The sequence below is a fragment of the Thalassospira alkalitolerans genome (assembly GCF_002115745.1).
Classification (GTDB): Bacteria; Pseudomonadota; Alphaproteobacteria; order Rhodospirillales; family Thalassospiraceae; genus Thalassospira; species Thalassospira alkalitolerans.
In genome coordinates this window covers 12,494-38,977 of record NZ_JFKB01000001.1, presented here as the reverse complement: position 1 = coordinate 38,977, position 26,484 = coordinate 12,494, and the positions used below count along the sequence as shown (strand labels likewise).

The 26,484-nt window shown below is 53.4% G+C and carries 20 protein-coding genes and 2 tRNA genes; 12 read left to right on the top strand and 10 right to left on the bottom strand.

Annotated features, from left to right (window positions below):
* Window positions 1-317 precede the first annotated feature (317 nt).
* Both amt and TALK_RS00165 read right to left on the bottom strand, forming a co-directional pair.
* Window positions 318-1,646 carry an ammonium transporter gene (gene amt, locus TALK_RS00170; RefSeq protein WP_085614667.1) on the bottom strand — a complete coding sequence of 443 codons (1,329 nt, stop codon included), beginning with the start codon at window positions 1,644-1,646 and terminating at the stop codon, window positions 318-320.
* A 23-nt stretch (window positions 1,647-1,669) separates the two neighbouring features.
* Window positions 1,670-2,008, bottom strand: a complete 339-nt coding sequence (locus TALK_RS00165) for a P-II family nitrogen regulator (RefSeq protein WP_007088725.1) — start codon at window positions 2,006-2,008, stop codon at window positions 1,670-1,672.
* 513 nt (window positions 2,009-2,521) lie between these two features.
* Between TALK_RS00165 and TALK_RS00160 the strand changes: the two genes are divergently transcribed.
* Both TALK_RS00160 and TALK_RS00155 read left to right on the top strand, forming a co-directional pair.
* Complete coding sequence (locus tag TALK_RS00160; RefSeq protein ID WP_085614665.1) at window positions 2,522-3,745, top strand: UbiH/UbiF/VisC/COQ6 family ubiquinone biosynthesis hydroxylase; 1,224 nt, start codon at window positions 2,522-2,524, stop codon at window positions 3,743-3,745.
* A gap of 214 nt (window positions 3,746-3,959) precedes the next feature.
* Complete coding sequence (locus TALK_RS00155) at window positions 3,960-4,625, top strand: OmpW/AlkL family protein (RefSeq protein ID WP_085614664.1); 666 nt, start codon at window positions 3,960-3,962, stop codon at window positions 4,623-4,625.
* A gap of 136 nt (window positions 4,626-4,761) precedes the next feature.
* Here the strand turns inward: TALK_RS00155 and TALK_RS00150 are convergent, their stop codons facing one another.
* From TALK_RS00150 to TALK_RS00130, 5 genes are all read right to left on the bottom strand, one after another.
* The gene (locus tag TALK_RS00150) at window positions 4,762-5,148 is read right to left on the bottom strand and encodes a gamma-butyrobetaine hydroxylase family protein (RefSeq protein ID WP_085614662.1); all 387 of its coding nucleotides are present in this window, start codon (window positions 5,146-5,148) and stop codon (window positions 4,762-4,764) included.
* Between the two features lie 17 nt (window positions 5,149-5,165).
* The gene (locus TALK_RS00145; RefSeq protein WP_085614660.1) at window positions 5,166-5,354 is read right to left on the bottom strand and encodes a Trm112 family protein; all 189 of its coding nucleotides are present in this window, start codon (window positions 5,352-5,354) and stop codon (window positions 5,166-5,168) included.
* 28 nt (window positions 5,355-5,382) lie between these two features.
* Window positions 5,383-6,069 carry an LON peptidase substrate-binding domain-containing protein gene (locus TALK_RS00140; RefSeq protein ID WP_085614658.1) on the bottom strand — a complete coding sequence of 229 codons (687 nt, stop codon included), beginning with the start codon at window positions 6,067-6,069 and terminating at the stop codon, window positions 5,383-5,385.
* Complete coding sequence (trxA, locus tag TALK_RS00135) at window positions 6,066-6,992, bottom strand: thioredoxin (RefSeq protein ID WP_085614656.1); 927 nt, start codon at window positions 6,990-6,992, stop codon at window positions 6,066-6,068. The genes TALK_RS00140 and trxA overlap by 4 nt, the downstream gene beginning before the upstream one ends.
* Before the next feature lie 134 nt (window positions 6,993-7,126).
* The gene (locus TALK_RS00130; RefSeq protein WP_085614654.1) at window positions 7,127-7,636 is read right to left on the bottom strand and encodes a prolyl-tRNA synthetase associated domain-containing protein; all 510 of its coding nucleotides are present in this window, start codon (window positions 7,634-7,636) and stop codon (window positions 7,127-7,129) included.
* Between the two features lie 217 nt (window positions 7,637-7,853).
* Between TALK_RS00130 and TALK_RS00125 the strand changes: the two genes are divergently transcribed.
* The 3 genes from TALK_RS00125 (at window position 7,854) to TALK_RS00115 (ending at window position 8,778) form a co-directional block, all read left to right on the top strand.
* Window positions 7,854-7,928 (top strand) — tRNA-Gly (locus TALK_RS00125).
* A gap of 36 nt (window positions 7,929-7,964) precedes the next feature.
* Window positions 7,965-8,039, top strand: a tRNA-Gly gene (locus TALK_RS00120).
* 91 nt (window positions 8,040-8,130) lie between these two features.
* Entirely contained in the window at window positions 8,131-8,778 is a 648-nt protein-coding gene (locus tag TALK_RS00115) for a DUF488 domain-containing protein (RefSeq protein ID WP_085614652.1), read from the top strand.
* Window positions 8,779-8,787: 9 nt separating this feature from the next.
* Here TALK_RS00115 and fabI read toward each other — a convergent pair whose 3' ends face one another.
* A complete protein-coding gene (gene fabI, locus TALK_RS00110) occupies window positions 8,788-9,546 on the bottom strand; it encodes an enoyl-ACP reductase FabI (RefSeq protein ID WP_085614650.1) in 759 nt (252 codons plus the stop codon).
* Window positions 9,547-9,917: 371 nt separating this feature from the next.
* Between fabI and TALK_RS00105 the strand changes: the two genes are divergently transcribed.
* The 4 genes from TALK_RS00105 (at window position 9,918) to TALK_RS00090 (ending at window position 20,279) form a co-directional block, all read left to right on the top strand.
* The gene (locus TALK_RS00105; protein WP_085614648.1) at window positions 9,918-14,753 is read left to right on the top strand and encodes an NAD-glutamate dehydrogenase; all 4,836 of its coding nucleotides are present in this window, start codon (window positions 9,918-9,920) and stop codon (window positions 14,751-14,753) included.
* Between the two features lie 376 nt (window positions 14,754-15,129).
* The gene (locus TALK_RS00100) at window positions 15,130-15,792 is read left to right on the top strand and encodes a TetR/AcrR family transcriptional regulator (RefSeq protein ID WP_085614646.1); all 663 of its coding nucleotides are present in this window, start codon (window positions 15,130-15,132) and stop codon (window positions 15,790-15,792) included.
* Between the two features lie 114 nt (window positions 15,793-15,906).
* Complete coding sequence (locus TALK_RS00095; protein ID WP_169714905.1) at window positions 15,907-17,076, top strand: efflux RND transporter periplasmic adaptor subunit; 1,170 nt, start codon at window positions 15,907-15,909, stop codon at window positions 17,074-17,076.
* A 38-nt stretch (window positions 17,077-17,114) separates the two neighbouring features.
* On the top strand, window positions 17,115-20,279 hold the full coding sequence (locus tag TALK_RS00090; RefSeq protein WP_085614644.1) for an efflux RND transporter permease subunit: 3,165 nt from the start codon (window positions 17,115-17,117) through the stop codon (window positions 20,277-20,279).
* Window positions 20,280-20,386: 107 nt separating this feature from the next.
* Here TALK_RS00090 and TALK_RS00085 read toward each other — a convergent pair whose 3' ends face one another.
* On the bottom strand, window positions 20,387-20,737 hold the full coding sequence (locus TALK_RS00085) for a hypothetical protein (protein WP_085614642.1): 351 nt from the start codon (window positions 20,735-20,737) through the stop codon (window positions 20,387-20,389).
* A 183-nt stretch (window positions 20,738-20,920) separates the two neighbouring features.
* Between TALK_RS00085 and htpX the strand changes: the two genes are divergently transcribed.
* Window positions 20,921-21,868 (top strand): zinc metalloprotease HtpX, encoded by a 948-nt coding sequence (htpX, locus tag TALK_RS00080; protein ID WP_085614640.1) that lies wholly within the window; start codon window positions 20,921-20,923, stop codon window positions 21,866-21,868.
* A gap of 281 nt (window positions 21,869-22,149) precedes the next feature.
* A complete protein-coding gene (locus tag TALK_RS00075; protein ID WP_085614638.1) occupies window positions 22,150-23,727 on the top strand; it encodes a hypothetical protein in 1,578 nt (525 codons plus the stop codon).
* A gap of 115 nt (window positions 23,728-23,842) precedes the next feature.
* Here the strand turns inward: TALK_RS00075 and TALK_RS00070 are convergent, their stop codons facing one another.
* Window positions 23,843-24,562 (bottom strand): Bax inhibitor-1/YccA family protein, encoded by a 720-nt coding sequence (locus TALK_RS00070; RefSeq protein ID WP_085614637.1) that lies wholly within the window; start codon window positions 24,560-24,562, stop codon window positions 23,843-23,845.
* Window positions 24,563-24,803: 241 nt separating this feature from the next.
* Here TALK_RS00070 and TALK_RS00065 point away from each other — a divergent pair, with 241 nt between their 5' ends.
* Window positions 24,804-26,405: a hypothetical protein gene (locus tag TALK_RS00065; protein ID WP_085614635.1), complete on the top strand. Its 1,602-nt coding sequence runs from the start codon at window positions 24,804-24,806 to the stop codon at window positions 26,403-26,405.
* The last annotated feature ends 79 nt before the right edge of the window (window positions 26,406-26,484 follow it).

Below are 26,484 nucleotides of genomic sequence, written 5' to 3'. Positions count from 1 at the left end.
GATCTGCGGGGCGCAGCCAGGTTCTTGTTCGAGGCCTTCAACATCAATTTCTGTGCCAACCGACACGTATGATTGATTAGGGCTATGGAAACCGGGGCTTTGATCGGAAGGACGCGATCCTGATCGTCTGGGGGATTTTGGGCCCGGAAATGCGGTTTGCCCGCCTTGTGATCATGTTGCTGCCTAAAAAGGCAGCATGGGTCATCACAAAAAAAGGCCCGCCAATGGAAAATTCCGGGGCGGGCCTAATTGATCTGAAAGGCGGGATGCCGTGCGAACACGGCATCCGTCAGAAATCTTAAAGGAAACCCTGGCGCTTAGAAGCGCTGGGAACCTTTGCCGAATTCCGGATAGGCTTCAAGGCCAAGCTCGGCAGCATCGCTGCCCATTGCTTCGTCTTCTTCGCTAAGCCGGATACCGACAGTGAATTTCAGGATCAGCCAAACGATTGCCGAAGCAACGATGGTGAAGGCGCCCATGGCAACCACACCGGTAAGCTGAACACCAAACGATGCACCGTCATTGGTGAACGGAACAGCAAGCGTGCCCCAGATACCGCAAACAAGGTGAACCGAAACAGCACCGACAACGTCGTCGATTTTCAGTTTGTCGAGCAGCGGAACCGCAACAACAACCAGAATACCGCCGATGGCGCCAATGATGATGGCCGAACCAATGGTCGGGGTGTCCGGACCGGCAGTGATCGAGACCAGACCAGCCAGTGCACCGTTAAGTGCCATGGTAAGGTCGACCTTTTTGTAAAGGAGTTGGGTCAGGATCGCGGCGGCAACAACACCACCAGCAGCCGCCATCGTGGTGTTGCCATAGATATTGGCAATCGCGATAACATCGGCACCGGTACCCATCGCAAGCTGCGAGCCACCGTTAAAGCCGAACCAGCCAAGCCACAGGATAAAGGTACCAAGCGTTGCAAGCGGAAGGTTCGAGCCCGGCATCGGGTGAACCGAACCATCTGCACCGTATTTGCCTTTACGTGCGCCAAGGATGATGGCACCGGTCAAAGCAGCCCAGCCACCGACCGAGTGAACAATGGTCGAGCCTGCAAAATCAGAGAAGCCCATTTCCGACAGCCAGCCGCCGCCCCATGTCCATGCACCGGTAATCGGGTACAGAACGCCGGTCAGAACGACGACAAAGATCATGAACGGCCACAGTTTAATACGCTCGGCAACTGTACCCGATACGATCGATGCTGCGGTCGCAACGAACACCATCTGGAAGAACCAGTCGGAAGTAGCGGAATAACCGCCCGAGAAATCGCCACCGAGTGCCGCAGCGTCATCAGCACTCCACAGGCTGATCGAACCGATCCAGCCGGAGACATCCATATACATCAGGTTGTAACCGATCAGGTAATACATGATACCTGCAACGGCAAAGAGTGCGATGTTCTTGAACAGGATGGTTGATACGTTTTTGGTACGAACCAGACCGGATTCCAGCATCGCAAAGCCAGCAGCCATCCACATCACCAATGCGCCACTAAACAGGAAGCTAAAGGTGTTGAAGATATATTGGACTTCGGCTGAAACGCCCGCGTCCTGAGCAAAGGCTGGTGACGAGATTGCCACCGCAGCGACGCCGACAAGTGCGGCAAGGCCGGTTTTCTTCATCGGAATATTCATAATGTCTCCCCTTGTCTCTGGACTTACAGGGCGTCGTCGCCGGTCTCACCCGTGCGGATACGTACCGCCTGGCTCACATCAAGAACGAAAATCTTTCCATCCCCGATTTTCCCGGTCTGAGCAGTTTTGGTAATGGCTTCGACAACCTGATCAACCAGATTATCCGTGATCGCGACTTCCAGCTTCACTTTCGGCAGGAAGCTGACCATGTATTCAGCGCCACGATAAATTTCAGTCTGACCCTTTTGGCGGCCAAAACCTTTTACTTCAGTTACCGTCAGGCCCTGAACGCCAAGCGCACTAAGCGCCTCACGAACTTCATCGAGCTTGAACGGCTTAATGACAGCAGTAACGAGTTTCATAATATTGCGACCTCCCGGCATATCCGTTGAGTACCGATGTGGTAATCACGATTTCGCAGTCATGATCTGTAAACCAAGAATCGTGCCAGATTCGAAATTCATCTTTTAATGAATTGAAATTGTTGAATTTATGCTCAAAATTTCGATAAATATGCCTCTGTGCCTGAAACGATTCAGAGCATAAAATGTGCATAGATTTTGGTGCTGTTTAATATTTATGCATAATTTTTAATCAACCGGGGTGATCTTGAAAATCTGTTGTACGTCAAGGCAGTGTCTTGCACGTATGGTTATTCCTTGTGCCCGGGTTGATGAATTTCCGGCGGGATGCCGCCATTTCGGATGATTTATCGCGGGTCCGGGGGGCAAATTGTTGCTCTGGCTTGTGGCGGGGATCGTGGCAGGTTAAACCAGATGCATCTTTCGACCGGTTTGTTGCGTAAAACCTGTTGGAAAAGGGATAGACCGGTGCAGGCAATGTCTGGCCGGGGCAGAAAGCAGAGGTACGGTGTGATGGGTTCTTTGGAAGAAATCCAGACTGATGTCATTATTCTTGGCGGCGGGCTTAACGGGGCGGCCATGGCGCTGGCGCTGGCGCATGGGGGGCTTCGGTCCGTTGTGATCGATTATGCTGATCCCAAAACCATCCTTAGTGCCAATTATGATGGACGTACCTGTGCAATTGCGGCTGCCTCGCGGTCGGTTCTGGATGTGATCGGCGCGTGGAAATATATGGCGGACGAGGCCGAACCAATTCTTGATATCCATATTGCTGATGGGGCCAGCCCGTTTTTCCTGCATTACGATCATCAGGAAGTCGGGGACGAGCCGTTGGGTTATATTGCCGAAAACCTGATCACGCGCGGGGCTTTGTATCGCGCGATTGCCGAAACCGACCTGATTGATATGATCGCACCGGCCCGTGTTGAAACCATTGCACGCGACCAGGGCGCGATGACCATCGTGCTGGCCGATGGCCAGGTTATTCGGGCCCCGCTTGCCATCGGGGCCGAAGGTCGCAATTCAATGCTGCGCAAATGGGCCGGGATCAAGACCTATGACTGGAGCTATAAACAAAGTGCGGTGGTTTGCACCGTCAAGCACAAGGTGCCCCATAACGGTTTGGCCGTGGAACATTTCCTGCCAGCCGGGCCGTTTGCCATTTTGCCGATGACCGGTGATCGCTGTTCGATTGTCTGGACCGAAGGCACCGACCTTGCCAATTATCTGGTCAGTCTGGACGAGGAAACTTTTATCAATGAACTGCATCGTCGGTTTGATGGCTATCTGGGCGATCTTGAAGTTATCGGGCCGCGCTTTTGTTATCCGCTGGGGCTGCAACATGCCTATCAGTATACCGATGCCCGGATCGCCCTGATCGGGGATGCGGCGCATGGGATGCATCCGATTGCCGGTCAGGGTCTTAATATGGGGATCCGTGATGTTGCCGCCCTTGCTGAAATACTGGTTGAAGCACGCCGCCTTGGCCGCGATATCGGTGGTGCCGATGTGCTGGGCGAATATGAACAATGGCGCCGGTTTGATAATACAGTGATGCTGGCGGTGACCGATCTGACCAACCGGCTGTTTTCCAATAACGTTGCGCCGGTGCGTTGGGCACGCGATATCGGGCTTGCCGTGGTTCAGAAAATTCCTCCGCTCAAGAAAACCTTCATGTCCCATGCGATGGGCTATGCCGGGACTCTGCCGCGCCTGATGCAGGGAAAACCGCTTTAGGGGGCTTTTGAAGCGTCCTTGAAATGTTCGAATGAAAACCAAAAGGCGAAATTGAAATATTTCATATATCCTTTCAGTTTAGTTTTATAGGCGCAGATAAAAACAATTCAAAATTGTGTCGCTTTTCGTCAGCTTTTGTTGATTTGAGTCAAGTATTTCGCATTTGCGAAGGCGCATTTTCTCCCCGACGTATTTTTGAATGCAGGGGATGATTATGACATTTAGTCGGAAATTGATGACCACCGTGGCCAGCTGTGCCGTAGTCGGCACCATGATGATTGCTGGGGGCAGCGCACAGGCGCAGGATGCTGCTTTTAAAATAAAACAGGCAGGCGATTTTCTTATCCGTGGCCGTATTGTCGGTGTGGTTCCGGATGAAGACATCACCAGTAATACTTTGCCGGGCGAAGGCAAGGTTGATGATGATGTGATTCCGGAGGTGGATTTCTCTTACTTCATTACGGATAACATTGCGTTGGAGCTGATTGCTGGCACTTCTAAGCATGATGTCAAATGGAATACTGGTTCAAGTGAGGTCGACTTGGGTAGCGTTCGTTTGCTGCCGCCGACTCTGACCGCCCAGTATCACTTTATGCCAGATCAGCGCTTCAGTCCGTATGTTGGTGCAGGCATTAACTATACTTTCTTCTATGATGCTAAGTCTGGTGGTGCCCAGTCTATTAGCTATGATGACGGTTTCGGTTATGCCTTCCAGGCTGGTTTTGATTATGCGATTTCCGGTCCGTGGTCTCTCAACGTTGACGTTAAGAAAATTTTCCTCAATACCGATGTGACTACGAATGTTGGTGGTACGACCTACAAAGCCGATGCGGATCTTGATCCGTGGCTGTTTGGTATCGGTGTCGGTTACCGCTTCTAATCGCTGCCAACAGCAAAGTTTCCGGTTTGTTGTTTGATTCCGAAAACGGTCCTGTCTTTGTTGGCAGGGCCGTTTTGGGTTATGGGGCAGGATGGGGTGTGCGTTTGGAATTTGAAGAGTCAGGATGCCTGCTGCCCTAACGGCGCACAGGATCACGTGACAGGCCGCGCTGTTCAAGGGTGCGAAGGTAGTCAGCCCAAAGCGTATCCCTGTTGGCGTGCAGATCGCGAAGAAATTGCCAACTATACAGCCCGCTATCATGCAGATCGTCAAATGTGATGCGCACGGCGTAATTGCCAACCGGCACGATATCGATAATGCCGATATGACGGCGGCCGGGAATGATTTTCTTTTCTGACGGATGATGGCCCTGTACTTCGGCAGATGGGCTTTCAACCCGCAAAAGTTCGGCGGCAAATTGTGATTTCAGTCCGTCATCCCAGATAATCTCCAGGATATGCTCATCGCGCAGATAGTTGATTTCAACCGGGGCAAAGCGCGGTGTAAAACTGTCATCGGACATGATTGTTTTTATTCCGGTCAGTCTTCGATAACGCGGGCTTCGTCTGGCAGCATGATCGGAATGCCATCGCGGATCGGATAGGCAAGACCGGCCTTGACGCTGATCAGTTCATTTTGGTCGCGATTGTATTCCAGCGATTCTTTGGTGACCGGGCAAACAAGGATTTCAAGCAGTTTCGGGTCTACCGGGCTGTGGGTCGCGGTCATTGTTCTGGGCCTTCACATCAATAATGTATCAGTTGCTTGCTGTTTGCGATGCCTGCGCATGCGCGGCCATTTCCAGCAAGGTTGTCAGCATGTCGCCGCGATCATACAGGCTTGTGCATTCGAGCAAAGCCTGTTTTTCAAGTGGGCTTAGTCGGCAGCCCATCGCAATGGCGGTGACCAGCATTTCATCGTCGGTATCGCTTAGTGTATCCCAACATGATTGCAGGGAATTCTGGGCGAAATAGGTATCGAGAGCCAGACGCAGTCGTCCGCGATTGATCGGACGCATGTTGGGCGATGGAAGGGACAAATCTTCCTTCCAGGGGGAAAAATCACCGTTCACAACACGATAGCCACCATCGGGCTTGGGCAGTTCTTTGGTGATGTTGAAGCGGCACACCCCGGTCAGGGTAATCAGGAAACGTCCGTCATCGGTTTCACTGAATGCGGTAATGCGCCCGGCGCAACCGGTTTGGAACACCGGTGGGTTTTCCGGGTCCATATGCAAGGTGTTGCGCCCATCCGGGCGCGGTTGAACCATGCCGATCATGCGATCCTGTCCCAATGCGTCGGCAATCATGTTCAGATAGCGCGGCTCGAAGATGTTAAGCGGCAAATGCCCGCGCGGCAGCAAAAGCGCACCATTCAGCGGGAAAACCGGCAATGTATCGGGAAGGTCCGAAAAATTGGGATCAAAGGGACCGCATATGTTCATGAAAACAAAACCGTCGATAAGGCGCGGCGACCCGCGACACTGGCTGGGTCCATCGGGCCCCATGCCTCGAAAAATTTGATAAGCTGTGTGCGGCCGGCATCGTCGTTCCAGCTGCGATCCTTGCGGATGATGGTGATCATGGCGTTTACGGCATCGTCACGCTTGTTGGTGGCAAAACAAGCCATGCCAAGATCAAATTGCGCCTGAAGATCGTTTGGATCGGCTGCGACCTTGGCGCGTGCATCATCCAGATCTTCTTTGCTGTAGCCTGTTTCGGCCAGTTCCAGCGCGCTGATAGCGGCCGAAATCGGAGCCTTAAGGCGATCAGCCTCTGCCATGTTTTCAACGAAATGGCGTGTTTCTTCAATTTCTCCCATTGCCACCATGCAACGGATCATGCCGCCAATGGCAATTTCGTTCTGTTGGTCACGTTCTAGCACACTGACATAATGTCCATGTGCGGTTTCGTGATCATTTTCCGCCAGTGCGGCGGCTGCCTGTTCCAGAATGGCTTCGATCGGGCTTTCGATCGGGCCGCCAGCAAGGCGTTCATAAAATGCGCGCACTTCGCTTTCGGGCTGGGCGCCCTGAAAGCCGTCAACCGGGCGGCCACCCTTAAAGGCATAGACCGTCGGGACCGACTGGATGCGCAGTTGTGCGGCCAGTTCCTGGTTTTCATCGATATTGACTTTAACAAGCTTTACCCGCCCACCAGCTTCGCGTGTGACCTTTTCGATAGTCGGGGTCAAACTTTTGCACGGACCGCACCAGGGTGCCCAGAAATCGACAACAACAGGGGTTTCCATCGAAGCTTCGATGACATCCTGTGTAAAAGTCTCGACGCTGCTGTCCTTGATCAGGTCTTTGTCCTGGCCTTTGGCGGCGGTGGCGTCCGGGGCGTTAGCGTCAAGGATAATCGACATTATTGTTCACTCGCTATTTCTGAATTCTAGATGATGCCGCAACCGCTTTTCGACAAGGGGTTCGCATATCACATTAGGTAAATCTTATAGATTAATGTTCGATGATATAAGGCGTTGCAATCGGTTGTCCACGGTCAGGACAATACCGTTTCCTGTGCGAAATCGACAATTTTTGATGGATAACCGAGGCTGGCAATGAATTTAAGCAGGTCCGCTGATTGAATTGTCGTGGTTCGGTCATTGCGCAAGGGGTGGAAGTTAAGAATACCGCCATTTGCAAGCTTTTCATCCAATGCGAAATTTACGATTCTGTTGTGATCATTGATCAAGGCAAATGGCGTGACCGATCCGGGGATAACGCCCAGTGTTTCAAGAAGAAGTTCCGGTTTGCCAAATGACAATCGTGCGCAGCCCAGTGTTTTGTGCAGATGGTTCATGCGGATTTGAGTGTTTTCCTCGGCCACCACCAGCCACAGCGTATCCTTCTTGTCCTTAACAAACAGGTTCTTGGCATGCAGGCCGGGCAGGTCCCCGCGCAGGCTTTGCGAATCCTCGACCGTAAACAGCGGTACATGGCTGTGTGTGCGGGTTTCGATCCCAAGATTTTCGAGATAATCGAAAAGTATGGTTGATGGATCGCTCATCCTGTTTTCCTTCTGGCTGGGTCGCGGGAAGATAGCCAAATTGCAACTAGGACGCAAATTGCAGCATCCTGCAAAGATTTCTGCGTTTTGAAGCGGAAAAGTCAAGGAAAACTGCCATTCTTGCTGATGTGGCGATTTGGCGGAAAAAAGGGTTGCAATCACGTTTTGTTGGGCTATTATCCGCGCCGCTCCACAGGGGCAGAAAATACTGATGAATGCGGGCGTAGCTCAGGGGTAGAGCATAACCTTGCCAAGGTTAGGGTCGAGAGTTCGAATCTCTTCGCCCGCTCCATCAGGTCATTTTCTTTCGTCATGCTTTCATGATGATGCGGGCGTAGCTCAGGGGTAGAGCATAACCTTGCCAAGGTTAGGGTCGAGAGTTCGAATCTCTTCGCCCGCTCCATGATGAAAGTATCAAAAAAGGCTGTCCTTCGGGGCGGCCTTTTTGCTTTTTCGGCCTTGCCTGATCCGTCATTTTGTCGTGTCCTTGGGGGATGGATGAAAATACGCACGCCAAGGCCCCGAGCGGGCCGGAAAAGATAATCTGGACTGTCGGCTATGCCGGGCATGACCGTGATAGCCTGCTGTCGCTTTTTCGCGCATATGATATTACCGCTGTGGCCGATATCCGAACCTTTCGGGGGTCGAGTTACTGGAAGGATTTTGACGCCAGTGCCTTTGGCCCGTTTCTGCGTGAAAACGGCATTGCCTATGTCTTTATGGGGGATGTTCTGGGCGGGAAGCCGCAGGATCCGGCGCTTTATCCCAATGGGCAGCTTGATTATGATCGGGTCGCGGCCAAGCCTGAATTTCAGGGCGGGATTGACCGGCTTTTATCCGGGGCGGGCAGATATCGTATCTGTTTGATGTGTGCGGAAAAAGATCCCCTGGATTGCCATCGGACCCTTTTGATTGCTCCGGCGCTTAAAGCCTTGGGGTTTGATCTGCGCCATTTGGTTGCTGATGGTCAGGTCGAAAGCCAGGCTGATGCCGAGGCCAGAATGTTGGCAATCAATGTCGGGGATGCGCCCGATCTGTTTGCAACAGCCACCCCTGATCCTGACGCAGAATACAAGCTGGCCCTGCATCGCCAGATTACACGTGTTGCACCAAAGGCTGAGGATGCCATCAAGCGCCGCTAGGGAAGGCTCCTAGCCCATGATGCTGTAGCCGCCGTCAATATGGATGACATCGCCGGTAATGCCGCGTGACCGGTCGCTGGCAAGGAAGGCTGCCAGTTCACCAATTTCGTCAATGGTGACAAGCCGACGGCCTGGTGCCCGGGTTTGGGCGGTATTCATCAGGTGATCAAATTCGGCAATGCCCGATGCGGCGCGTGTTAAGAGCGGGCCGGGCGAAATCGCATGAACCTGAATGTTCTTCGGGCCAAGTTCGGCGGCCATATAGCGGGTTGCACTTTCAAGGGCGGCCTTGACCGGGCCCATGACGCCGTAATGATCAATCACCCGTTCCGATCCCATATAGGTTACGGTCAAAAGCGCACCGCCATCGGTCATCAAGGGTTCGGCGCGTTTTGCCAGTCGTTGAAACGAATGGCATGAAATATCCATGGCCGTCAGAAATCCATCGCGTGAACAGTCGATGACGCGGCCGTGCAGATCATCGGCCGGGGCATAGGCGATGGAATGCAGGATGAAATCAAGTTTTCCCCAGCTTTCGGAAATGGCATCAAAAAGCCGGTCCATCTGGTCTTCGTTCTGAACATCCAGCGGGGCGATGATCGAAGCATTTAGTGCCGATGCCAATGGGCGGACATATTTTTCTGCCCGATCATTCAGATAGGTGATGGCAAGGTCTGCACCCTCCCGGTTGAAAATGCGCGCACAACCATAGGCAATCGATTTGTCATTTGCGATCCCGACCACAAGTCCCTTTTTTCCGGCCAGCATGATGTGACTCCTGTCCAAAATTCGTTCGCAGGCGCGAAAGAACGCTTTGATTTGCACGCATATCAAAGCCTAAACTATTTTGCAGCGCAGCAAAGTGTAAAATTTTGTGACAATCACCATATGCAATACGATCCGTGATCATTCCGAAGCTATTGATGAAACGATTTTTTTTTGTGCAGAAGCATAGTTTTTAGGCAGATGATCCGCTATGTGTAGCCTTGGAAGGAAGCCGCAGTTTTCCGTCATTTCCGGGTGTTGGTAACTACGGGTTGTCTTGCCAAGTATATGTGACATCCGAGGTGTGAGGTGCCGCCCGCAAAGGTCGACACTTCGGTTCTGGCAAACAGAGCCGATAAAAAGGGAAATTGGACATGAAAGTTCGAAGCGACGACCCGAAACGGGAAGTCATCGACAAGGTTGTCGAACAGATCCAGCAACGCTTAACCGGTAAGATGGCGAAGGATGCAGAAGTATTCGTTCGCCTTTTTTATAAGGATGTACCGCCTGACGACATGGCTGGTCGATCCGTCGACTCGCTTTATGGCGCGGCACTGACCCTTTACAAATTTGCGCAAAAGCGCCCGTCGGCCAAAGCTGCCAAGATTAGGGTCTATAACCCCGATCTTGAAGAGCACGGCTGGAAATCCGATCACACCGTGATCGAGATAATCAACACCGATATGCCGTTCCTGGTTGATTCTGTCACATCCGCCCTTAATGAATTCGATTTGACGGTTCACCTGGTGATCCATCCGATCATGCGTATGGCGCGTAATGATCGTGGTGAATTACAGTCGGTCGAAGGGGTTGAAGGTTCCGATGCGCCGCGTGAATCGGTTATGCATCTGGAAATTGACGAGCAGACTGACGAAACGGTTCTGCAAAAAATCAGTGACCGTCTGGAAGATGTTCTGACCGATGTCAGCCTGTCGGTTGAAGATTGGCGGGCGATGCTGACCAAGGTCGCCGCAGTGCTTGAAAGCATCAGAACGACACCGGCAGGCATTTCCGAGGAAGCCAGCAAAGAAGCCCAGGATTTCCTTGGCTGGGTTCATAACGATCACTTCACCTTCCTTGGTTACCGCGAATATAAATTCAGCGGTTCGGGCAAAAAGGCCAAGGTTGATGTCAATACGGATAGTCAGTTGGGCATCTTGCGTCGTGAAGGCACGCATGTCTTTGACGAACTGCGCCAGATTGGCAGCCTGTCATCCGAAGTTCAGGCATTTGTCGCGCAACCAAGCCTTTTGATGGTCACAAAGGCCAACAAACAGTCGACCGTTCATCGTTCGGTGCATCTTGATACCATTGTCGTCAAACAGTTCGATGATGATGGCAAGGTGATTGGTCAGCACGTCTTTGTCGGCCTGTTCACCTCGGTTGCCTATAATCTTAGCCCGCGTCTGATCCCGCTTCTGCGTATGAAGCTGACGGAAACTATCAAGCGCGCCGGTTTCGCCCCGGCAAGCCACGATGCCAAGGCGCTGGTCAACATTCTGGAAACCTTCCCGCGTGACGAGTTGTTCCAGATTGAACTCGATGATCTGTATCATATCTGCATGGGTATCCTGCATCTTCAGGAACGCCAGCGGATTGCCTTGTTTGTGCGTCGCGATGCGTTTGAACGGTTCGTTTCGTGTCAGGTATTTTGTCCGCGTGACCGTTTTTCGACCAAGCTTCGCTTGAAGTTTCAATCGGTGATCGAAGCCGCCTTTGATGGTGAAGTCACAGCCCATTATACCCTGATCGGCGATAGCCCGCTGGCGCGGTTGCATGTGCTGGTCAAAACTACGCCGGGCGAATTGCCTGAATACAATGTTCTCGATATCGAACGTCAGTTGGTTGAAACAGCGCGTGACTGGTCCGATACGCTCCGACAGGTTCTGGTGCGTGAAATGGGCGAAGAACGCGGTCTGACGCTGTATCGCCGTTACGGTGAAAGCTTTACCAGCGATTATCGCGAACGTTTTAGCGTCGAAACAGCGGCCCTTGATATTGAACGTATCGAAGATGTGGTCAATTCATCCGATCTGCGGGTGAATTTGTACCGCCCGATCGAAGCCGCCGAGAACGAGCTGCGGTTCAAGATTTATAACCCCGGTGCACCGGTGCCATTGTCTGATGTGCTGCCGATGCTTGAAAACATGGGGCTTAAGGTCATTACTGAGAACCCGTTCAAGGTCGAGCCGCGTGACGCCGATGTGAATGTCCGCATTCATGATTTTGGCGTTGTGGTTGAAGGCGAGTTCCGTCTGCATGATGTGCGTGACAAGTTTCAGGAACTGTTCATCCGCATGTGGCATGGCGAAGTTGAAAACGACGCCTTTAACCGCCTTGTCCTGTTGGGGAATTTGCATTGGCGCGAAGTTGTTATCTTGCGCACCTATGCCCGTTATATGCGTCAGATGGGATCGGCTTTCTCGCAGGATTATATGGCCAAGACACTGGCCAATAATGCCGGACTGGCAGCCGCCATTGTCGATCTGTTTGTGACACGGTTTGATCCGGATCGGGATCCGGGGTTGGCGGTGGAGGTCGAGTCTCTTGAGGGGGATATCATTACCCGCCTCGAAGACGTGATGAACCCGGATGAAGACCGCATTTTGCGTGCCTTCCTTAACCTTGTTCAAGCAACCCTGCGGACCAACTATTTCCAATTTGGCAAAGACGGCAATCCAAAACCCTATCTGTCGGTTAAATTCAATTCCGGCATGGTCGAAGATTTGCCGTTGCCCCGCCCGTGGCGCGAGATTTTTGTTTATTCCCCAAGGGTCGAGGCTGTCCACCTTCGTGGTGGACCGGTGGCGCGTGGCGGTATTCGCTGGTCGGATCGTCAGGAAGATTTCCGCACCGAGATCCTCGGTCTGGTCAAGGCCCAGATGGTCAAGAACGCGGTCATCGTGCCGGTCGGATCAAAAGGCGGCTTTGTCGTTAAACGTCCGCCGGTTGATGGTGGCCGCGAAGCCTTCCTCGAAGAAGGCATTGCCTGCTATAAAATCCTGATGAGCGGCATGCTCGACATTACCGACAACATTGTCGACGGGGACATTATTGCGCCCGAACGTGTGCGGCGGCTCGATAAGGATGACCCCTATCTGGTTGTTGCGGCCGATAAGGGGACGGCGACGTTTTCCGATATCGCCAACGGCGTTGCCCGTGATTATGGCTTCTGGCTTGACGATGCTTTCGCATCGGGGGGATCGCAGGGGTATGACCACAAGAAAATGGGCATTACCGCGCGTGGTGCTTGGGAATCGGTCAAACGCCATTTCCGCGAAATGGGCAAGGATATCCAGAAAGAACCATTCACCGTTGCTGGTGTCGGCGACATGTCGGGTGATGTGTTTGGCAATGGCATGCTGTTGTCCGAACAGATCAAGCTGGTGGCGGCGTTCAACCACATGCATATCTTTGTTGATCCGAACCCGGATATTGCCAAAAGCTTTGCTGAACGCAAACGTCTGTTTGATATGCCGCGCTCCAGCTGGTCGGATTATGACGTCAAGCTTCTGTCAAAAGGCGGCGAAATCTTTGATCGCAAGGCCAAGACGCTTGATCCCTCGTCCGAGGTGCGAAAACTTTTGCGGCTTGGTTCCGGGCGGATCACGCCGGCTGATATGATGAAGGCGATCCTGCAAGCCGATGTCGAACTTTTGTGGTTTGGCGGGATCGGGACTTATATCAAATCGCATGCGGAAACCAATGCAGATGCCGGTGACCGCGCCAATGATGCCATCCGTATCAATGGCAAGGATATCCGCGCCAAAGTTATTGGTGAAGGTGCCAACCTTGGTGCGACACAGCGTGGCCGTATCGAGTATGCGCAGGCTGGTGGGCGATTGAATACAGACGCCATCGATAATGCGGCGGGTGTGAATTGCTCGGATCACGAGGTCAATATCAAGATCCTTGTCGGTGCCGTGGTTGCCGCCGGGGATATGACCGAAAAACAGCGTAACAAGCTGCTGGTTGAAATGACTGACGAGGTCGGCGATCTGGTGCTGCGTGACAACTATGTGCAAAGCCAGGCAATTTCGAATGTCTTTGCCGGGGGCGGGGATGCGCTTGATGCGCAGGTTCGCCTGATCCGCATGTTGGAACGCGAAGGTCGTCTGAACCGCGAAATCGAATATCTTCCCGATGACGAGGAATTGGCACGTCGCAGTGCAGCGCATCAGGGCTTAACGCGTCCTGAAATGTCGGTTCTGATGCCTTATGCCAAGCTGTGGCTGTATGACGAGGTCCTGAAATCCGATTTGCCGGATGATCCGATTCTTGTCGAAGAGCTGGTGCGGTATTTCCCGACTCCGCTTCGTAAAAAATACAGTGCTGCGATTTCGGGCCATCGTCTGAAGCGTGAAATCATCGCCACCGTCGGAACCAACAGTCTGGTTAACCGGGTTGGCGGGACCTTCGTTCATGACATGATGGAGGCCACCGGCCTTTCGGCGGTTGATGTGTCGCGCGGATATCTGATCACGCGGGCGGTGTTTGATCTGCGCAAATTGTGGTCGGGGATCGAAGGCCTTGATAACAAGGTCGATGCCAAGATCCAGATTGCGATGTTCTCGTATATCAATCGTATGGTCGAAGACGTGACATTGTGGTTCCTGCGCAATTGCGAAGAACTTAATGTCGGGGCCAAGATCGAACAGTTCGGTCCGGCGGTTGCCAAGGTCATCGAGGCCTTTGACGATATCGTTCCGGCCGATGCGGCTTTCCGCACAGCACTCGATCAAAAATCGCAATCCCTGATCGATCAGGGGGTGCCCGATGATCTGGCACGCCGTGTGGCATCAATGCAGCATATGGTCGCGGTCTGTGACGTTGTTCGCATTGCCGAGGCCACCGGGCGTGATGTTGTTGATGTTGGGGCGACCTATTTTGCCCTTGGGGCACGCTTCCAGCTTGGCCTGTTGCGGGCTGCGGCCGAGTCTATCGAGGCCGAAACCCATTGGCAGAAGCTGGCCCGTGCGGCGGCGATTGACGACCTGTTCGGTCATCAGCGCGAATTGACCCGTGTGGTGCTGTCTTCTGGCACCAATGGGTCGGTTGGCCGCGATTTGGTAACCAAATGGGTCGATGAGCATCAGCGTGGATGCATGCGCTGTGATCAATTGCTTGACGAGCTTCGCGCCGCGGGGCAGATCGACTTGTCGATGATCACGGTCGCAAACCGTCAAATCCGTGCGATGGTCGGCGGCTGATCTTCCTAATCAACTGATCCCGTTTAAAAGAGGGCGCTTTGGCGTCCTCTTTTTTTTGCCTGTGTGATGTCGTCTCGTTGTCGCCGTCTTCTTATTGTTGCCCGCGCCCGTCCGTCCTCGCTGCGCCGCGCCGCGCCGCGCCGTTTATCCGCAGGGTGTTAACATTGTCAGGAGCGATTTTGCGCTATCCAGTGCTGTCCGGTTTGGTCGGGTTTTCGAAATTTCCGAACCGGGTGAAGTCATTGAAGCTAATTGCTTTCCTGTCATTCTCCTGCCATTTTTATATGATTAAAACGCAATGAATGCTGGGTTGGCCTTGATAAATACCGACCGGTTCGTATATTTACTGCGGATAAACAATAAAATGGTGTGAGATATGAGGAACGCCGCCGAGACCCGAACCAAACTGCTTGAAACGGCAATTCAATTGCTTTGGACAAGCAGCTATCATGACATTGGTGTCAGTGATGTCTGTAAGCATGCAGGGGTCACCAAGGGCGCGTTCTATCATCATTTTGATAGCAAGGCCGCCTTGTTTGCCGCCTCGGCCCGCCATCATTGGGACAAGGGCAAGGACGAACTCAGATCGATCTTTTGCCCGGAAAATGCCCCGCTTGATCAGCTTAACCGCTATATTGAACTGATCATCAACAAACAGAAAAAGGCCGGTGTTCCCGGAGATACCGAGATTTGCGTCTGTCCGATCTTTACCGCCGGTGGTCAGGTTGGGCCAGAGGATGTCGAAATTCAGGATTGCTCGCGCGAACTGGCGAACGAACAGATAAAATATCTGGCCTCGATGGTGCGTGGTCTAAAAGGCGAAGGCATGTTGTCAGGCGATGCCGATGTCACGACTCTGGCGCGGCTGGTTTTCCAGTATATTCACGGCGTTTTGGCCTATGGCAAGGTTTTTGGTGATTTGGATACTGTTCGGTCTGATCTGCGCAAAGGTATCTATCGAATTCTTGATTTACGTTGTGAACTCAGGAACTTGGCGCCTAATAAGGCCCCGTCTCTGGGGGTGGTTTCGGCGATCTGATTCAAATTTTTTGTAAAAAACTTCCATTTTTCCCTTGCGAACATACCAATCGGTACGCATCTTCCCGTTATTCTGTCCGCAGAATTGCGGGTAACCCTATTGGGAAATGGAAAGATGCAACCACGATCCAAATTAAAAATGTTGCTGTCGGCCACAACTGCCATCATCACGATTGCTGCGGGTGGTTACGGCGTTAGCACCATCACACAGGCCGATGCCGACGAAGTTGCCGTTCAGGTCGCTGCACCACAGGCCACGCCGGTCACGGTCGAAGGCATTCATAGCCAGTCCGTGCGCCTTTGGAACAATTTCTCGGGCCGGCTCAGTGCGGTCGAGGAAGTCCAGCTTCGCCCGCAGGTCAGCGGTGCCATCGTCGAAATCCGGTTCGAAGACGGCCAAATGGTCACGAAGGGCGATATTCTTGCCGTGATTGACCCGCGCACCTACAAGGCCGCCGTTGATCAGGCAAATGCCGAGCTGACGGCGGCGCGTCAAACCCTGTCACTTGCTGCCAAGGAAAAGGCCCGTGCGGAAAAACTCGTTGCCAATGGCACGGTTTCCAAACGCGTCTTTGACGAACGTGTCAGCGCCCAGCAAGTCGCACAAAGTCAAGTCAATCGCGCCTTGGCACAGCTTGATCTGGCGGAAATCGAATTTGACCACGCCTTTGTCAAAGCCCCGATTGATGGCCGTGTCAGCCGTGTTGAACTGACAGTTGGCAATCAAGTCAATGCCGGGACCAATGCGCCAGTTCTGACCACCATCGTTTCGACCGGCCAGATTTACGCCGATTTTGATCTTGATGAACAAACATATTTTGCCAGCCTTTATGAAGCGGGCAAAATCAAGGATGCCGCTCATCAGATTCCGGTGCGCTTGAAGGCGACAAATGGCAAAACGGTTGCGGGTTTCGTTCATAGTTTTGACAATCGGATTGATGCCCGTACCGGCACCATCCGTACCCGTGCCCTGTTTGAAAATCTTGATGGCGCCCTTTTGCCGGGCAGCTATGCCAGTCTGCAACTCGGCACTGTTGCCGAGGAAAACGTCATCATGATTTCACCGGATGCCATCAGCACCGATCAGGACCGCAAATTCGTTTATGTGGTTCAGCCTGATAATACGGTTGCCTATCGTCAGGTGATGCTGGGCGTTGAAGTTGACGGCCGTCGCATTGTGACATCGGGTCTTGAACCGGGCGATCTGGTGATCGTCAACGGCATCATGAAAGTCCGACCCGGCATGCCCGTTACCCCCGAAATTCTGCAGGCCTCAGCATCCTGACGGATGCTTGACTGCGCGCATAAGCAAGGCTGACCGTCATGCAGAATATATCCAGATTTTTCGTGGATCGCCCGATCTTTGCCGGCGTTCTTTCCGTTCTTTTCCTTTTGGCAGGCCTGATTGCCATGTGGCGGTTGCCGATTTCCGAATATCCGGAAGTCGTCCCGCCCTCGATCGTGGTCGAAGCCAAATTCCCCGGGGCAAACCCGGCGGAAATCGCCGAAACTGTTGCATCTCCGCTTGAAGAACAGATCAACGGCGTCGAAGGCATGCTTTACATCAACTCGCTTGCGACCACTGATGGCAATTTGTCTTTGACGGTAACCTTTGAGATCGGCACCGATCCCGATCTGGCCCAGCAAAAGGTCCAGAACCGCGTGTCGCAGGCTGAACCGCGTTTGCCTGATATTGTCCGTCAGCTTGGCGTGACAGTGTCCAAACGTTCACCTGATTTGACCATGGTCGTGCATTTATTGTCGCCCAATGATCGCTATGACATGCTGTATCTGCGCAACTATGCGACGCTGAATGTCAAAGACCGTTTGGCGCGCATCAAGGGCGTTGGTCAGGTGGGGCTGTTTGGTTCGGGCGACTACGCCATGCGTGTCTGGCTTAACCCGGATCGGGTGGCTGAACTTGGCCTGACGGCGGGGGATGTTGTTTCCGCTATCCAAAGCCAGAATATTCAGGTTGCGGCGGGTACCATCGGTGGTGCGCCCTATGATACTGGCGTTCAGTTCCAGTTGCCGATCAATGTGCACGGTCGTCTGGAAACCCCCGAAGAATTTTCGGAAATCATCATCAACCGCAATCAGGATGGCACGGTTACCCGCCTTGGTGATGTTGCCCGGGTCGAGTTGGAGGCCCAGCAATATGCGCTGCGTTCTTTGCTTGATAATAAATCGGCGGTGGCGATTCCAATCTTTGCGTCCCCGGGCTCGAACGCGCTTGATATTTCAAGCAACGTCCGCGCCACCATGGCCGAGCTGAAAGAACAATTCCCCGAAGGCCTTGATTACAGCATCGTTTACGATCCAACTGTCTTTGTGCGCAGTTCGATCAAATCGGTGATCAAGACCCTGCTTGAGGCCGTCGCCCTTGTGGTTTTGGTGGTGACGATCTTCCTGCAAACATGGCGAGCATCAATCATTCCATTGCTGGCCGTGCCGGTTTCCATCGTTGGTACCTTTGCCATGATGTTGGTGTTGGGTTTTTCGATCAACGTGCTGTCATTATTCGGTCTGATCCTGGCGATCGGGATCGTGGTCGATGATGCGATTGTTGTTGTCGAAAACGTTGAACGTAATATTGAACGCGGGCTTGGTCCGCGTGATGCCACGGTGGCGGCCATGCGCGAAGTTACCGGGCCAATTATCGCAACCTCGCTTGTGATTACCGGCGTGTTTGTGCCGATTGCGTTTATTTCTGGCCTGACCGGTCAGTTTTATAAACAGTTCGCACTGACCATCGCGATTGCGACGATCATCTCGACGATCAATTCTCTGACACTCAGCCCGGCCTTGTCGGCCTTGTTGTTGCGGCGTCATGACGCACCAAAGGATTGGCTGACGCGCGCAATGGACTTTGCCTTTGGCTGGTTCTTCCGCTGGTTCAACCGGTTCTTTAACCGCAGCACGGAAATGTATGGCGGCGGTGTGAAACGCCTGTTGGGCATCAAATCCGTCATGATGGTTGTCTATGCCGGATTGCTGGTGCTGACCTGGCAAGGGTTCCAGATTTTGCCCGCCGGGTTTGTCCCGCTTCAGGATAAGCAATATTTGGTCAGTTTTGCCCAATTACCACAGGGTGCCACGCTTGATCGCACCGAAGACGTCATTCGCGAAATGTCTGACATTGCACTGGCTGAACCCGGTGTTGAAAGTGCCGTGGCGTTTCCGGGCCTGTCGATCAACGGCTTTGTGAACAGTTCAAGTGCCGGCGTCGTCTTTGTGACGTTGACTGACTTTGCTGAACGCAAATCCGATGAACTGTCGGGGCTGGCGATTGCCGGTAAATTGCAACAGAAATACGCCGCCATTGACGAGGCCTTTGTCGCCATCTTCCCGGCACCGCCGGTGCAGGGGCTTGGTACGGTTGGCGGGTTCAAATTGCAAGTGCAGGACCGTGGCGATCAGGGATATGGCGCGCTTGACGACACCATGAAACAAGTGCTGGCCAAGGCATGGGCGGCACCTGAGCTGACCGGGGTGTTTTCAAGCTACAATGTCAATGTGCCACAATTACAGGCCAATCTGGATCGGACAAAGGTCCAGCAACTGGGCATCCCGGTGGATGAAATTTTCCGGACCATGCAGATTTATCTGGGGTCGATGTATGTCAACGACTTCAACCAGTTTGGCCGCACCTATCAGGTGATTGCACAGGCCGATAAACCCTATCGCTCCAGCCCGGAAGATATTCTGCGCCTGCAAACGCGCAACGCAGATGGCGATATGGTGCCGCTTGGCAGTGTTCTTTCCGTATCCGAAACGTTCGGTCCGGATACCGCCATGCGCTATAATGCCTTTCGTTCAGCCGATCTGAATGGCAATGCCGCCCCCGGTTATTCCAGTGGCGAGGCCGAGGCCGCGATTGCCAGGATTTTGGAAGAAACCCTGCCGCCCGGTATGTCCTATGAATGGACGGAGCTGACCTATCAGCAGATCCTGGCAGGCAATACGGCGATCTTCATCTTCCCGATCTGTATCTTGCTGGTTTTCCTGGTTCTGGCCGCTCAGTACGAAAGCCTGACCTTGCCGCTGGCGGTTATTATGATCGTCCCGATGAGCACCCTATCGGCTGTCTTCGGTGTTTATCTGTTTGGCGGCGATAACAATATCTTCACCCAGATCAGTCTGTTCGTTCTGGCCGGGCTGGCATCGAAAAACGCCATCCTGATTGTCGAGTTTGCTCGCGAACTTGAACATCAGGGCCGCAGCACGGTTCAGGCGGCGATTGAAGCCAGCCGCCTGCGTCTGCGTCCGATCCTGATGACGTCGCTTGCCTTCATCATGGGCGTTTTGCCCTTGGTGGTGTCAAGCGGGGCGGGTTCGGAAATGCGTCAGGCGATTGGCATTGCCGTGTTCTCGGGCATGCTGGGTGTGACCATCTTCGGTCTGATCCTGACACCGGTATTCTACGTTCTGGTGCGCATGATCGGTCGACGCAACGAGGTTCGTTCATCTGACGGGGCTGACGCGTAGCACCCTGCAGAATAACGAAGATCGTTGCAAAACAGCCGGACCAAGTAGTTCCCCCGACCCCGCGGTCCGGCTGTTTCTTTCTTTTGGGTCCTGATCCTAATGATCACCTAGCAAGTTGTTGGAAAACCGTCAGTGGGGCTGGCTGTCGATTTTTTGCGAAAGACATGACAGGCGGTAGCCCCGCTTTTGGGCGCAACAGTCACATGCAAACTATCAAGCGCATTTGCGGGGATCGTGCCGCCGGTGTGTGCGCCTTTGATTAGAATGCAGGTTCCATTGGCATAGCCCGTGCGTAATGCGGCGTTTTCCGAATTCTCAATGCGTGTGTTCCACCCTTTAAGACCTCCAAGCGCCTGATAATTGTTTCCAATGGAACAGGCGGCAAGGCTTGGGCTTGCGCTAAACGCGATGAAAATACCCCCGAACGTCGCGACGAGAATTGCCTTCTTCATCTTCATCTTGATTTCTTCCTTTTGATCATGACTAAGCTGCCGGACTTTTGCCCGTGTAAAGTCTGACGTTTTGTCATTTCAGCTGTGATCAACGTTGCTATCTTGGCCGATGGGAATTGCTTTTATGCCCGTTCGATCTATCTTTTGAGGCGTATGCTTTGGCTAGGGTTGTCTAAGGACGTGATGACGATGAATTACGTGCGTACAGGTTTGTTGCTGGCGGGGCTGACCGCGCTGTTTGGCGTGGTCGGGATGATGATTGGTGGCCAACAGGGCATGATCATCGCGTTGCTGTTTGCGGCGGCGATGAATGTGTTTGCCTATTGGAATGCGGATGCGATGTTGCTGCGTATGCGCGGTGCGCGTCAGGTCGATGATCGCACCGCGCCTGAATTGGTATCGATTGTGCGTGAACTGGCGCAAAATGCCGGGCTTCCGATGCCGCGTGTTTATGTGGTCGAAAACCCCCAACCCAATGCCTTTGCCACTGGGCGCAATCCGGAAAATGCGGCGGTGGCGGCGACCACCGGATTGTTGCAATTGCTGGATCGTTCGGAAATTGCCGGGGTGATGGCCCATGAGCTGGCCCATGTCAGAAATCGTGATACGCTGACCATGACGATTACCGCGACCATTGCCGGGGCGATTTCGGCCCTGGCCAACTTTGCGATGTTTGCCGGCATATTTGGCGGTCATCGCAATGACAATAACAATCCGCTGGGCGGTTTGGGGATGATATTGGTCGCTATTCTGGCCCCGCTAGGCGCGATGCTGGTGCAGATGGCGATTTCGCGGACCCGCGAATACGAAGCCGACAAAATCGGGGCTGAAATCTGCGGTCATCCGATGTGGCTGGCATCCGCACTTGGCAAGCTCGATAAAGGCGTTCGTACGATCCCCAATATGGATGCCGAACGCAATCCGGCGATGGCCCATATGTACATTGCCAATCCACTATCGGGCAAAGGCGTGGACAGCCTGTTTTCGACTCATCCTGATATGGGCAATCGGATTGCCAAATTGCATGCGATGGCAAAACAGCCAGTGGGATATCAAACGGGGGATGCCCCGATGAACCCAGCAAAGCCGCCCCGTTCATCCGGGCCCCGCCGGATGCGTCGCAGGCCGTGGAACTAGCTAGGGCGTAAAGCCGGGCATCAACCTGATCACGGCACGGGCCATGAAGCAGGTTGATAAAAAGGTTCATAAAACCTGACGGCAATCGCGAAATCATTGAAAACAAGTGATTTTTTCGGCATCAGGATGATCAAGATTATCCTTATGTATGGTTTTGTATGGCGAGTCGTATCATTGACGCCATCTGTCACGCGAGAGAAGATAAGACCGTTATCCAAGCCTCTCTTTCGACCCTGACCATACGCTTGGGATAACCAAAAAGGATTGTTGGCAGGGGGCGAATGGCTGATTTCTGGTCGATGGTCGGGCTTGTTTTCAAGTCCATGTTTGTAGCCGGTGAAACGGTTGACGACGATTCCTTGCCAATAAAAGGTCTGGCGAAGCCGGAAAACATTTGCCTGTATGCCATCGCACCTTTCGCGGCCAATGACCCGTCGGGCACCGCCGCCCTTGATCCGTTTGGGCAGTGGCTGCAAAAAGTTCTTTCTGACATTCCTGAAACCGCAGCGGTTGCCCTTGATCGCCATATTGTGGTCAATGCCGATGTCGCGGATCCATTTTTGGGGATACGCGAAGCCAATTCCGGTGCGTTGAACCAAGCGCGGCGTCAGGATGCCTCGGCGGTATTCTGGGGCCGGAATAATGCCGAAGCCAGGTTGCTTGATGTGCATTTCATCAACGACACCCTGAATTCACCGCTTTACGAATTGCTGATGCCGCTGGTTCACAGTTTCCGCCAGCCACAGCATAAGGATACAGCGGCGGCCATGCGTGTGCTGTTGGTATGTGAAATGTTGTCACAGGCGCGCGGTCATGACCGTCGCGCGCTTCAGATCGCACAACTGGTTTCGCATGTTGAAGATTTTCAGGAACGGATTAAAAACGGCGAGTATTTTACTGATGTCGGGCAGGGCGTTGCAACCGCCTATGCCCTTGGCGTGGTCATGCTGGCTGAAACCGGTGAACGCAGTTATTGCGTCACGGCGATCCGGGTGCTTAAGCCCATCGTGCGCAATATCCTAAAGAAGATCGGTGAACAGCCCAAAGAAGCAAAACCGGAACAGAAAGCAACCGGGTTGCTCAATCAGCGGGCCGCCCTTCCGCAAGCAACAGGAACTGTGACAAAGATCGAAGACCTGTTGCGCAATGTTGCCGATCTTGCACTGATCGATCCGGAAAAATCAGCAATCCTTGCCCTGTATGGCACGCTTTTAAACTGGTCAATGATCAGCAACATGAATGCGGGGTCGGCCAAGGAAGCGATTGGCATCTGGAAGCTTTTGGAACGTCGGTTTGAACTGATGGCCGGAACCCCGGTGTCGCGTGCGGTGGCCATTGCCAAACTTGGCGAAGCGATGATGATCCACGCCAAGGAAATTGATGATATCGAAACGGTTGAAGCCGCCAATGGCCATTGCCGTCGGGCACTGGCCTTGATTAATTCACGCGCTCATACGGTTTTATATGCTCAAACGGCTTATGGTTTGGCGGAAACCGTCGTTGCCCATTCGACAATCAGCGGTATTAGCATCCCGTCCGAACAGGTTATTCCTGTCTTTCAGGCAGCACTTAAGGTCTGCAGCAGACGCGATAATCCCTATTTGTGGGGCCGTGCGATGTTTGCCTTGGGTAGTGTTCAGTTTTCCGTCGGTGCCAGTGACAAGGACATCAAACTGATCGGGCAGGCGCGGATGAATTTCTCGCAGGCCTATGACGCCTTTGACGAGGCCGGGGCACGCGGTGCTGCACGCGCCGCATCAAGCAGCTATACCCGGTCGGAAAACATAATGCATCAGCTTGAACAGCGTCAGTCGATCATTGATGCAACCGGCGGTGCGAGTGAAGCCAAAGCGTCGTAATCGGCTCGGTCCTGACCCTGGATGCCAGCAAAAGATTACCTGAACGACAAACCAAAATAAAACCCCGCAGCCTTTCGGATGCGGGGTTTTATGATTGCGATTGTCAGGTTCGGTTCTATTCGCGATTGCCAAAGAACTGAAGCAGCATCACGAACAGGTTCACGAAATCAAGGTAAAGCTGCAGGGCGCCAAAGATGGCCTTTTTGCCTGCAGTCGCCTGATCATCATGTGCGTGATAGCTTTCTTTGATCCGCTGGGTGTCATAGGCGGTCAGACCGGTAAAGATCAGAACGCCCGCAGCCGAGATCACGAACTGAAGCATCGAACTGCCCAGGAAGATGTTCACAACACTGGCCAGGATGATCCCGATCAGGCCCATGAACAGGAAGCTTCCCCAGCCCGACAGGTCTTTCTTCGTCGTATAGCCATAAAGGCTCATAGAGGCAAAGGTGCCTGCGGTGATGAAGAAGGTCCGGGCGATGCTTTCACCTGTGTAAACAAGGAAGATCGACGATAGCGACAGCCCCATCAGCCCGGCATAAATCCAGAAAGTGGTCTGGGCAGCGCCAAAGCTCATTTTGTGGATGCGGACACTCAGGAACAGAACAACCCCGATCGGCGCAAGCATGACAATCCAGCTCAAACCGGAGCCAAAGATCGCATTCATCAGGGCAGGGCTGGTCGACACAGCCATCGCGACGATCCCGGTCAGGGCAAGTGCGGATGCCATATAGTTGTAGACACGCAGCATATAGGCGCGGAGACCTGCATCGATCTCGGCTGCCGACCGGCCAACCGAGACGTCAAAGCCGCGTTGACGCGTTTCAAAAGCCATTGAAATCCCTCTTTGATCCATTACGAGCAGAATCCACATAGAACTCTGCAATGATGAAAATATGGCAGGATTTCCGTGAAAAGCAACGGTTTGGCTGATTATGCCGCAAGCGGAGCTGACAATGTTGTGATCTTGTTCACTGTTGTGTGGCCACGACTTTCGCGGTGTTTGACACTATAATGGCCAAATACAGTCTATGAACCGCATGCAATGATACGGTTTCACCGGGGAATGACCGGAAATGGGCCAAAACGTTTTGGATAACAATCCGATACCAAATCCGTTTGCACCGGCATCGTACCGGGCGGTCTGGCGGTGTGTCCTTGCGCGGGTGGTTGGCGTTGTTGTGTTTCTGGCAGCCCTTTGTGCGATTTCTTTGGCGGTATGGGCGCAAAACCCGAATTTTGTTGCGTCGAAAAGGGGCAATGAAGTCCCGATTTTCGATGCAGTTTACCCCGATGATGAGTTTTGTGCGACGGCGGGTCTTGGCGGGTTATGCGCAGCCGCCCCGGTCGATGTGCCGGAATTTGATGCCAATTTCATTTATCGTTTTGTCGCTTACGAGGCCCAGCGCCCGTTTGACCGGTTTTCATGGCAATCACTGATATCGCTGGTCTGGCCCCATGACGGGGCCGGGCAACCGATTTTGGCCGGTTATAAATACCCCGATGCCGGGCGGGCCCCGTGGGAAAGTTACCCCGGCAAACGCGATGTGTTTTCCGGCCTTGCCCGCATTAATGATGCTGATGCCGGGTGCCGCGCGGATTTGCCGCAAGGCAGCCTGTTGTTATCGGCCTTTGTGCAATCATCGGGCGATGTCCTGATCGATCAGGCGGGGAATTTCATCCTGTATGACACGCGGGTGAATAATGTTACGGCGGATTATATCCGCTGGAACAATCTTGAAACGGCGGCGGGCCGGATGGCCTTTGCGCAAAGCGGACGCAGGGTCGAATTCCCGATGATGACGCTGTCGGCCGGGCCTTCGGCCGCTGTCGTAGCCGATAATTCCGGCCTTCTGGCCAGCGATAAAACATGGTTCAAGCCCGGCGCCCAAATGATCAAATTTGCCTGGCGGATCATGGCGGAGCCCCAAAACGCGGTAAATTCGGGCGCTTCTGGCCAGTCTACTGATCTGGATCGTTATTATACGCGCCCGGCCCGGATTGCGATTGCGTCAAAGGATGCGGTTGATGGGGCGGCAAAATGTCTGGATGTCACCGTTGGGCTGGTGGGGCTGCACATGGTTCAACGGGTCAAAAGCGGCAATGGCGACCGCTGGATATGGTCCAGTTTCGAACATATCGATAATGCCCCATTGGCATCGAATGCACGCCGTCCCAACAGCATCGTCGCCACTGATTTGTTCCCCGATGGCTGTTTGGCGCCTGATACGGTGGATCGCGACTATGTTTTTTATCATCACGGCAAAGGGGCGCGGTTGAGGGACAATCGTGTGGCCAACCGGGTCGTTAATGCCGATCTGCGTTGGTCCGATCATGCGCCCTATGCCCGTGATCGGAATGGTAATCGGGTAACAGCCCCCGATATCGTCCGGTGCTGGCGATTGTTTTCCGGAACTGCCGAAGCAAACTTTGTCTGGCAACGCAAACTTGGCGGCAGTGTCTGGCAAAACTACTTTTTGTTGGGGACCCAATGGATCGGCAATGGCGGTGGTGTGCCGTTCGGCGTGGGCGAAGTACCGCGTTTTTTGACCAATGTCGCGCTTGAAAGCTTTATCCAGCATCAGGATGATGGCACCTGCCTTGGCTGCCATGCGGCGGCCTTTACGGATGCGGGCCAGCCCGCCAATTTCACCTTCCTGCTTGATCCTGATCGTTAGGGCCCGGTTTTGTGCTGCATGAAACAGCGGAAAATCCGGCAAAAAGCCCCGATTGTCACGAACACAAAACTTCCAATTG

Coding starts and splice junctions, on each gene's coding strand:
- amt (WP_085614667.1), bottom strand. CDS start 1,646: ATGAATATTCCGATGAAGAAAACCGGCCTTGCCGCACTTGTCGGCGTC.
- TALK_RS00165 (WP_007088725.1), bottom strand. CDS start 2,008: ATGAAACTCGTTACTGCTGTCATTAAGCCGTTCAAGCTCGATGAAGTT.
- TALK_RS00160 (WP_085614665.1), top strand. CDS start 2,522: ATGGGTTCTTTGGAAGAAATCCAGACTGATGTCATTATTCTTGGCGGC.
- TALK_RS00155 (WP_085614664.1), top strand. CDS start 3,960: ATGACATTTAGTCGGAAATTGATGACCACCGTGGCCAGCTGTGCCGTA.
- TALK_RS00150 (WP_085614662.1), bottom strand. CDS start 5,148: ATGTCCGATGACAGTTTTACACCGCGCTTTGCCCCGGTTGAAATCAAC.
- TALK_RS00145 (WP_085614660.1), bottom strand. CDS start 5,354: ATGACCGCGACCCACAGCCCGGTAGACCCGAAACTGCTTGAAATCCTT.
- TALK_RS00140 (WP_085614658.1), bottom strand. CDS start 6,069: ATGAACATATGCGGTCCCTTTGATCCCAATTTTTCGGACCTTCCCGAT.
- trxA (WP_085614656.1), bottom strand. CDS start 6,992: ATGTCGATTATCCTTGACGCTAACGCCCCGGACGCCACCGCCGCCAAA.
- TALK_RS00130 (WP_085614654.1), bottom strand. CDS start 7,636: ATGAGCGATCCATCAACCATACTTTTCGATTATCTCGAAAATCTTGGG.
- TALK_RS00115 (WP_085614652.1), top strand. CDS start 8,131: ATGGATGAAAATACGCACGCCAAGGCCCCGAGCGGGCCGGAAAAGATA.
- fabI (WP_085614650.1), bottom strand. CDS start 9,546: ATGCTGGCCGGAAAAAAGGGACTTGTGGTCGGGATCGCAAATGACAAA.
- TALK_RS00105 (WP_085614648.1), top strand. CDS start 9,918: ATGAAAGTTCGAAGCGACGACCCGAAACGGGAAGTCATCGACAAGGTT.
- TALK_RS00100 (WP_085614646.1), top strand. CDS start 15,130: ATGAGGAACGCCGCCGAGACCCGAACCAAACTGCTTGAAACGGCAATT.
- TALK_RS00095 (WP_169714905.1), top strand. CDS start 15,907: ATGCAACCACGATCCAAATTAAAAATGTTGCTGTCGGCCACAACTGCC.
- TALK_RS00090 (WP_085614644.1), top strand. CDS start 17,115: ATGCAGAATATATCCAGATTTTTCGTGGATCGCCCGATCTTTGCCGGC.
- TALK_RS00085 (WP_085614642.1), bottom strand. CDS start 20,737: ATGAAGATGAAGAAGGCAATTCTCGTCGCGACGTTCGGGGGTATTTTC.
- htpX (WP_085614640.1), top strand. CDS start 20,921: ATGAATTACGTGCGTACAGGTTTGTTGCTGGCGGGGCTGACCGCGCTG.
- TALK_RS00075 (WP_085614638.1), top strand. CDS start 22,150: ATGGCTGATTTCTGGTCGATGGTCGGGCTTGTTTTCAAGTCCATGTTT.
- TALK_RS00070 (WP_085614637.1), bottom strand. CDS start 24,562: ATGGCTTTTGAAACGCGTCAACGCGGCTTTGACGTCTCGGTTGGCCGG.
- TALK_RS00065 (WP_085614635.1), top strand. CDS start 24,804: ATGGGCCAAAACGTTTTGGATAACAATCCGATACCAAATCCGTTTGCA.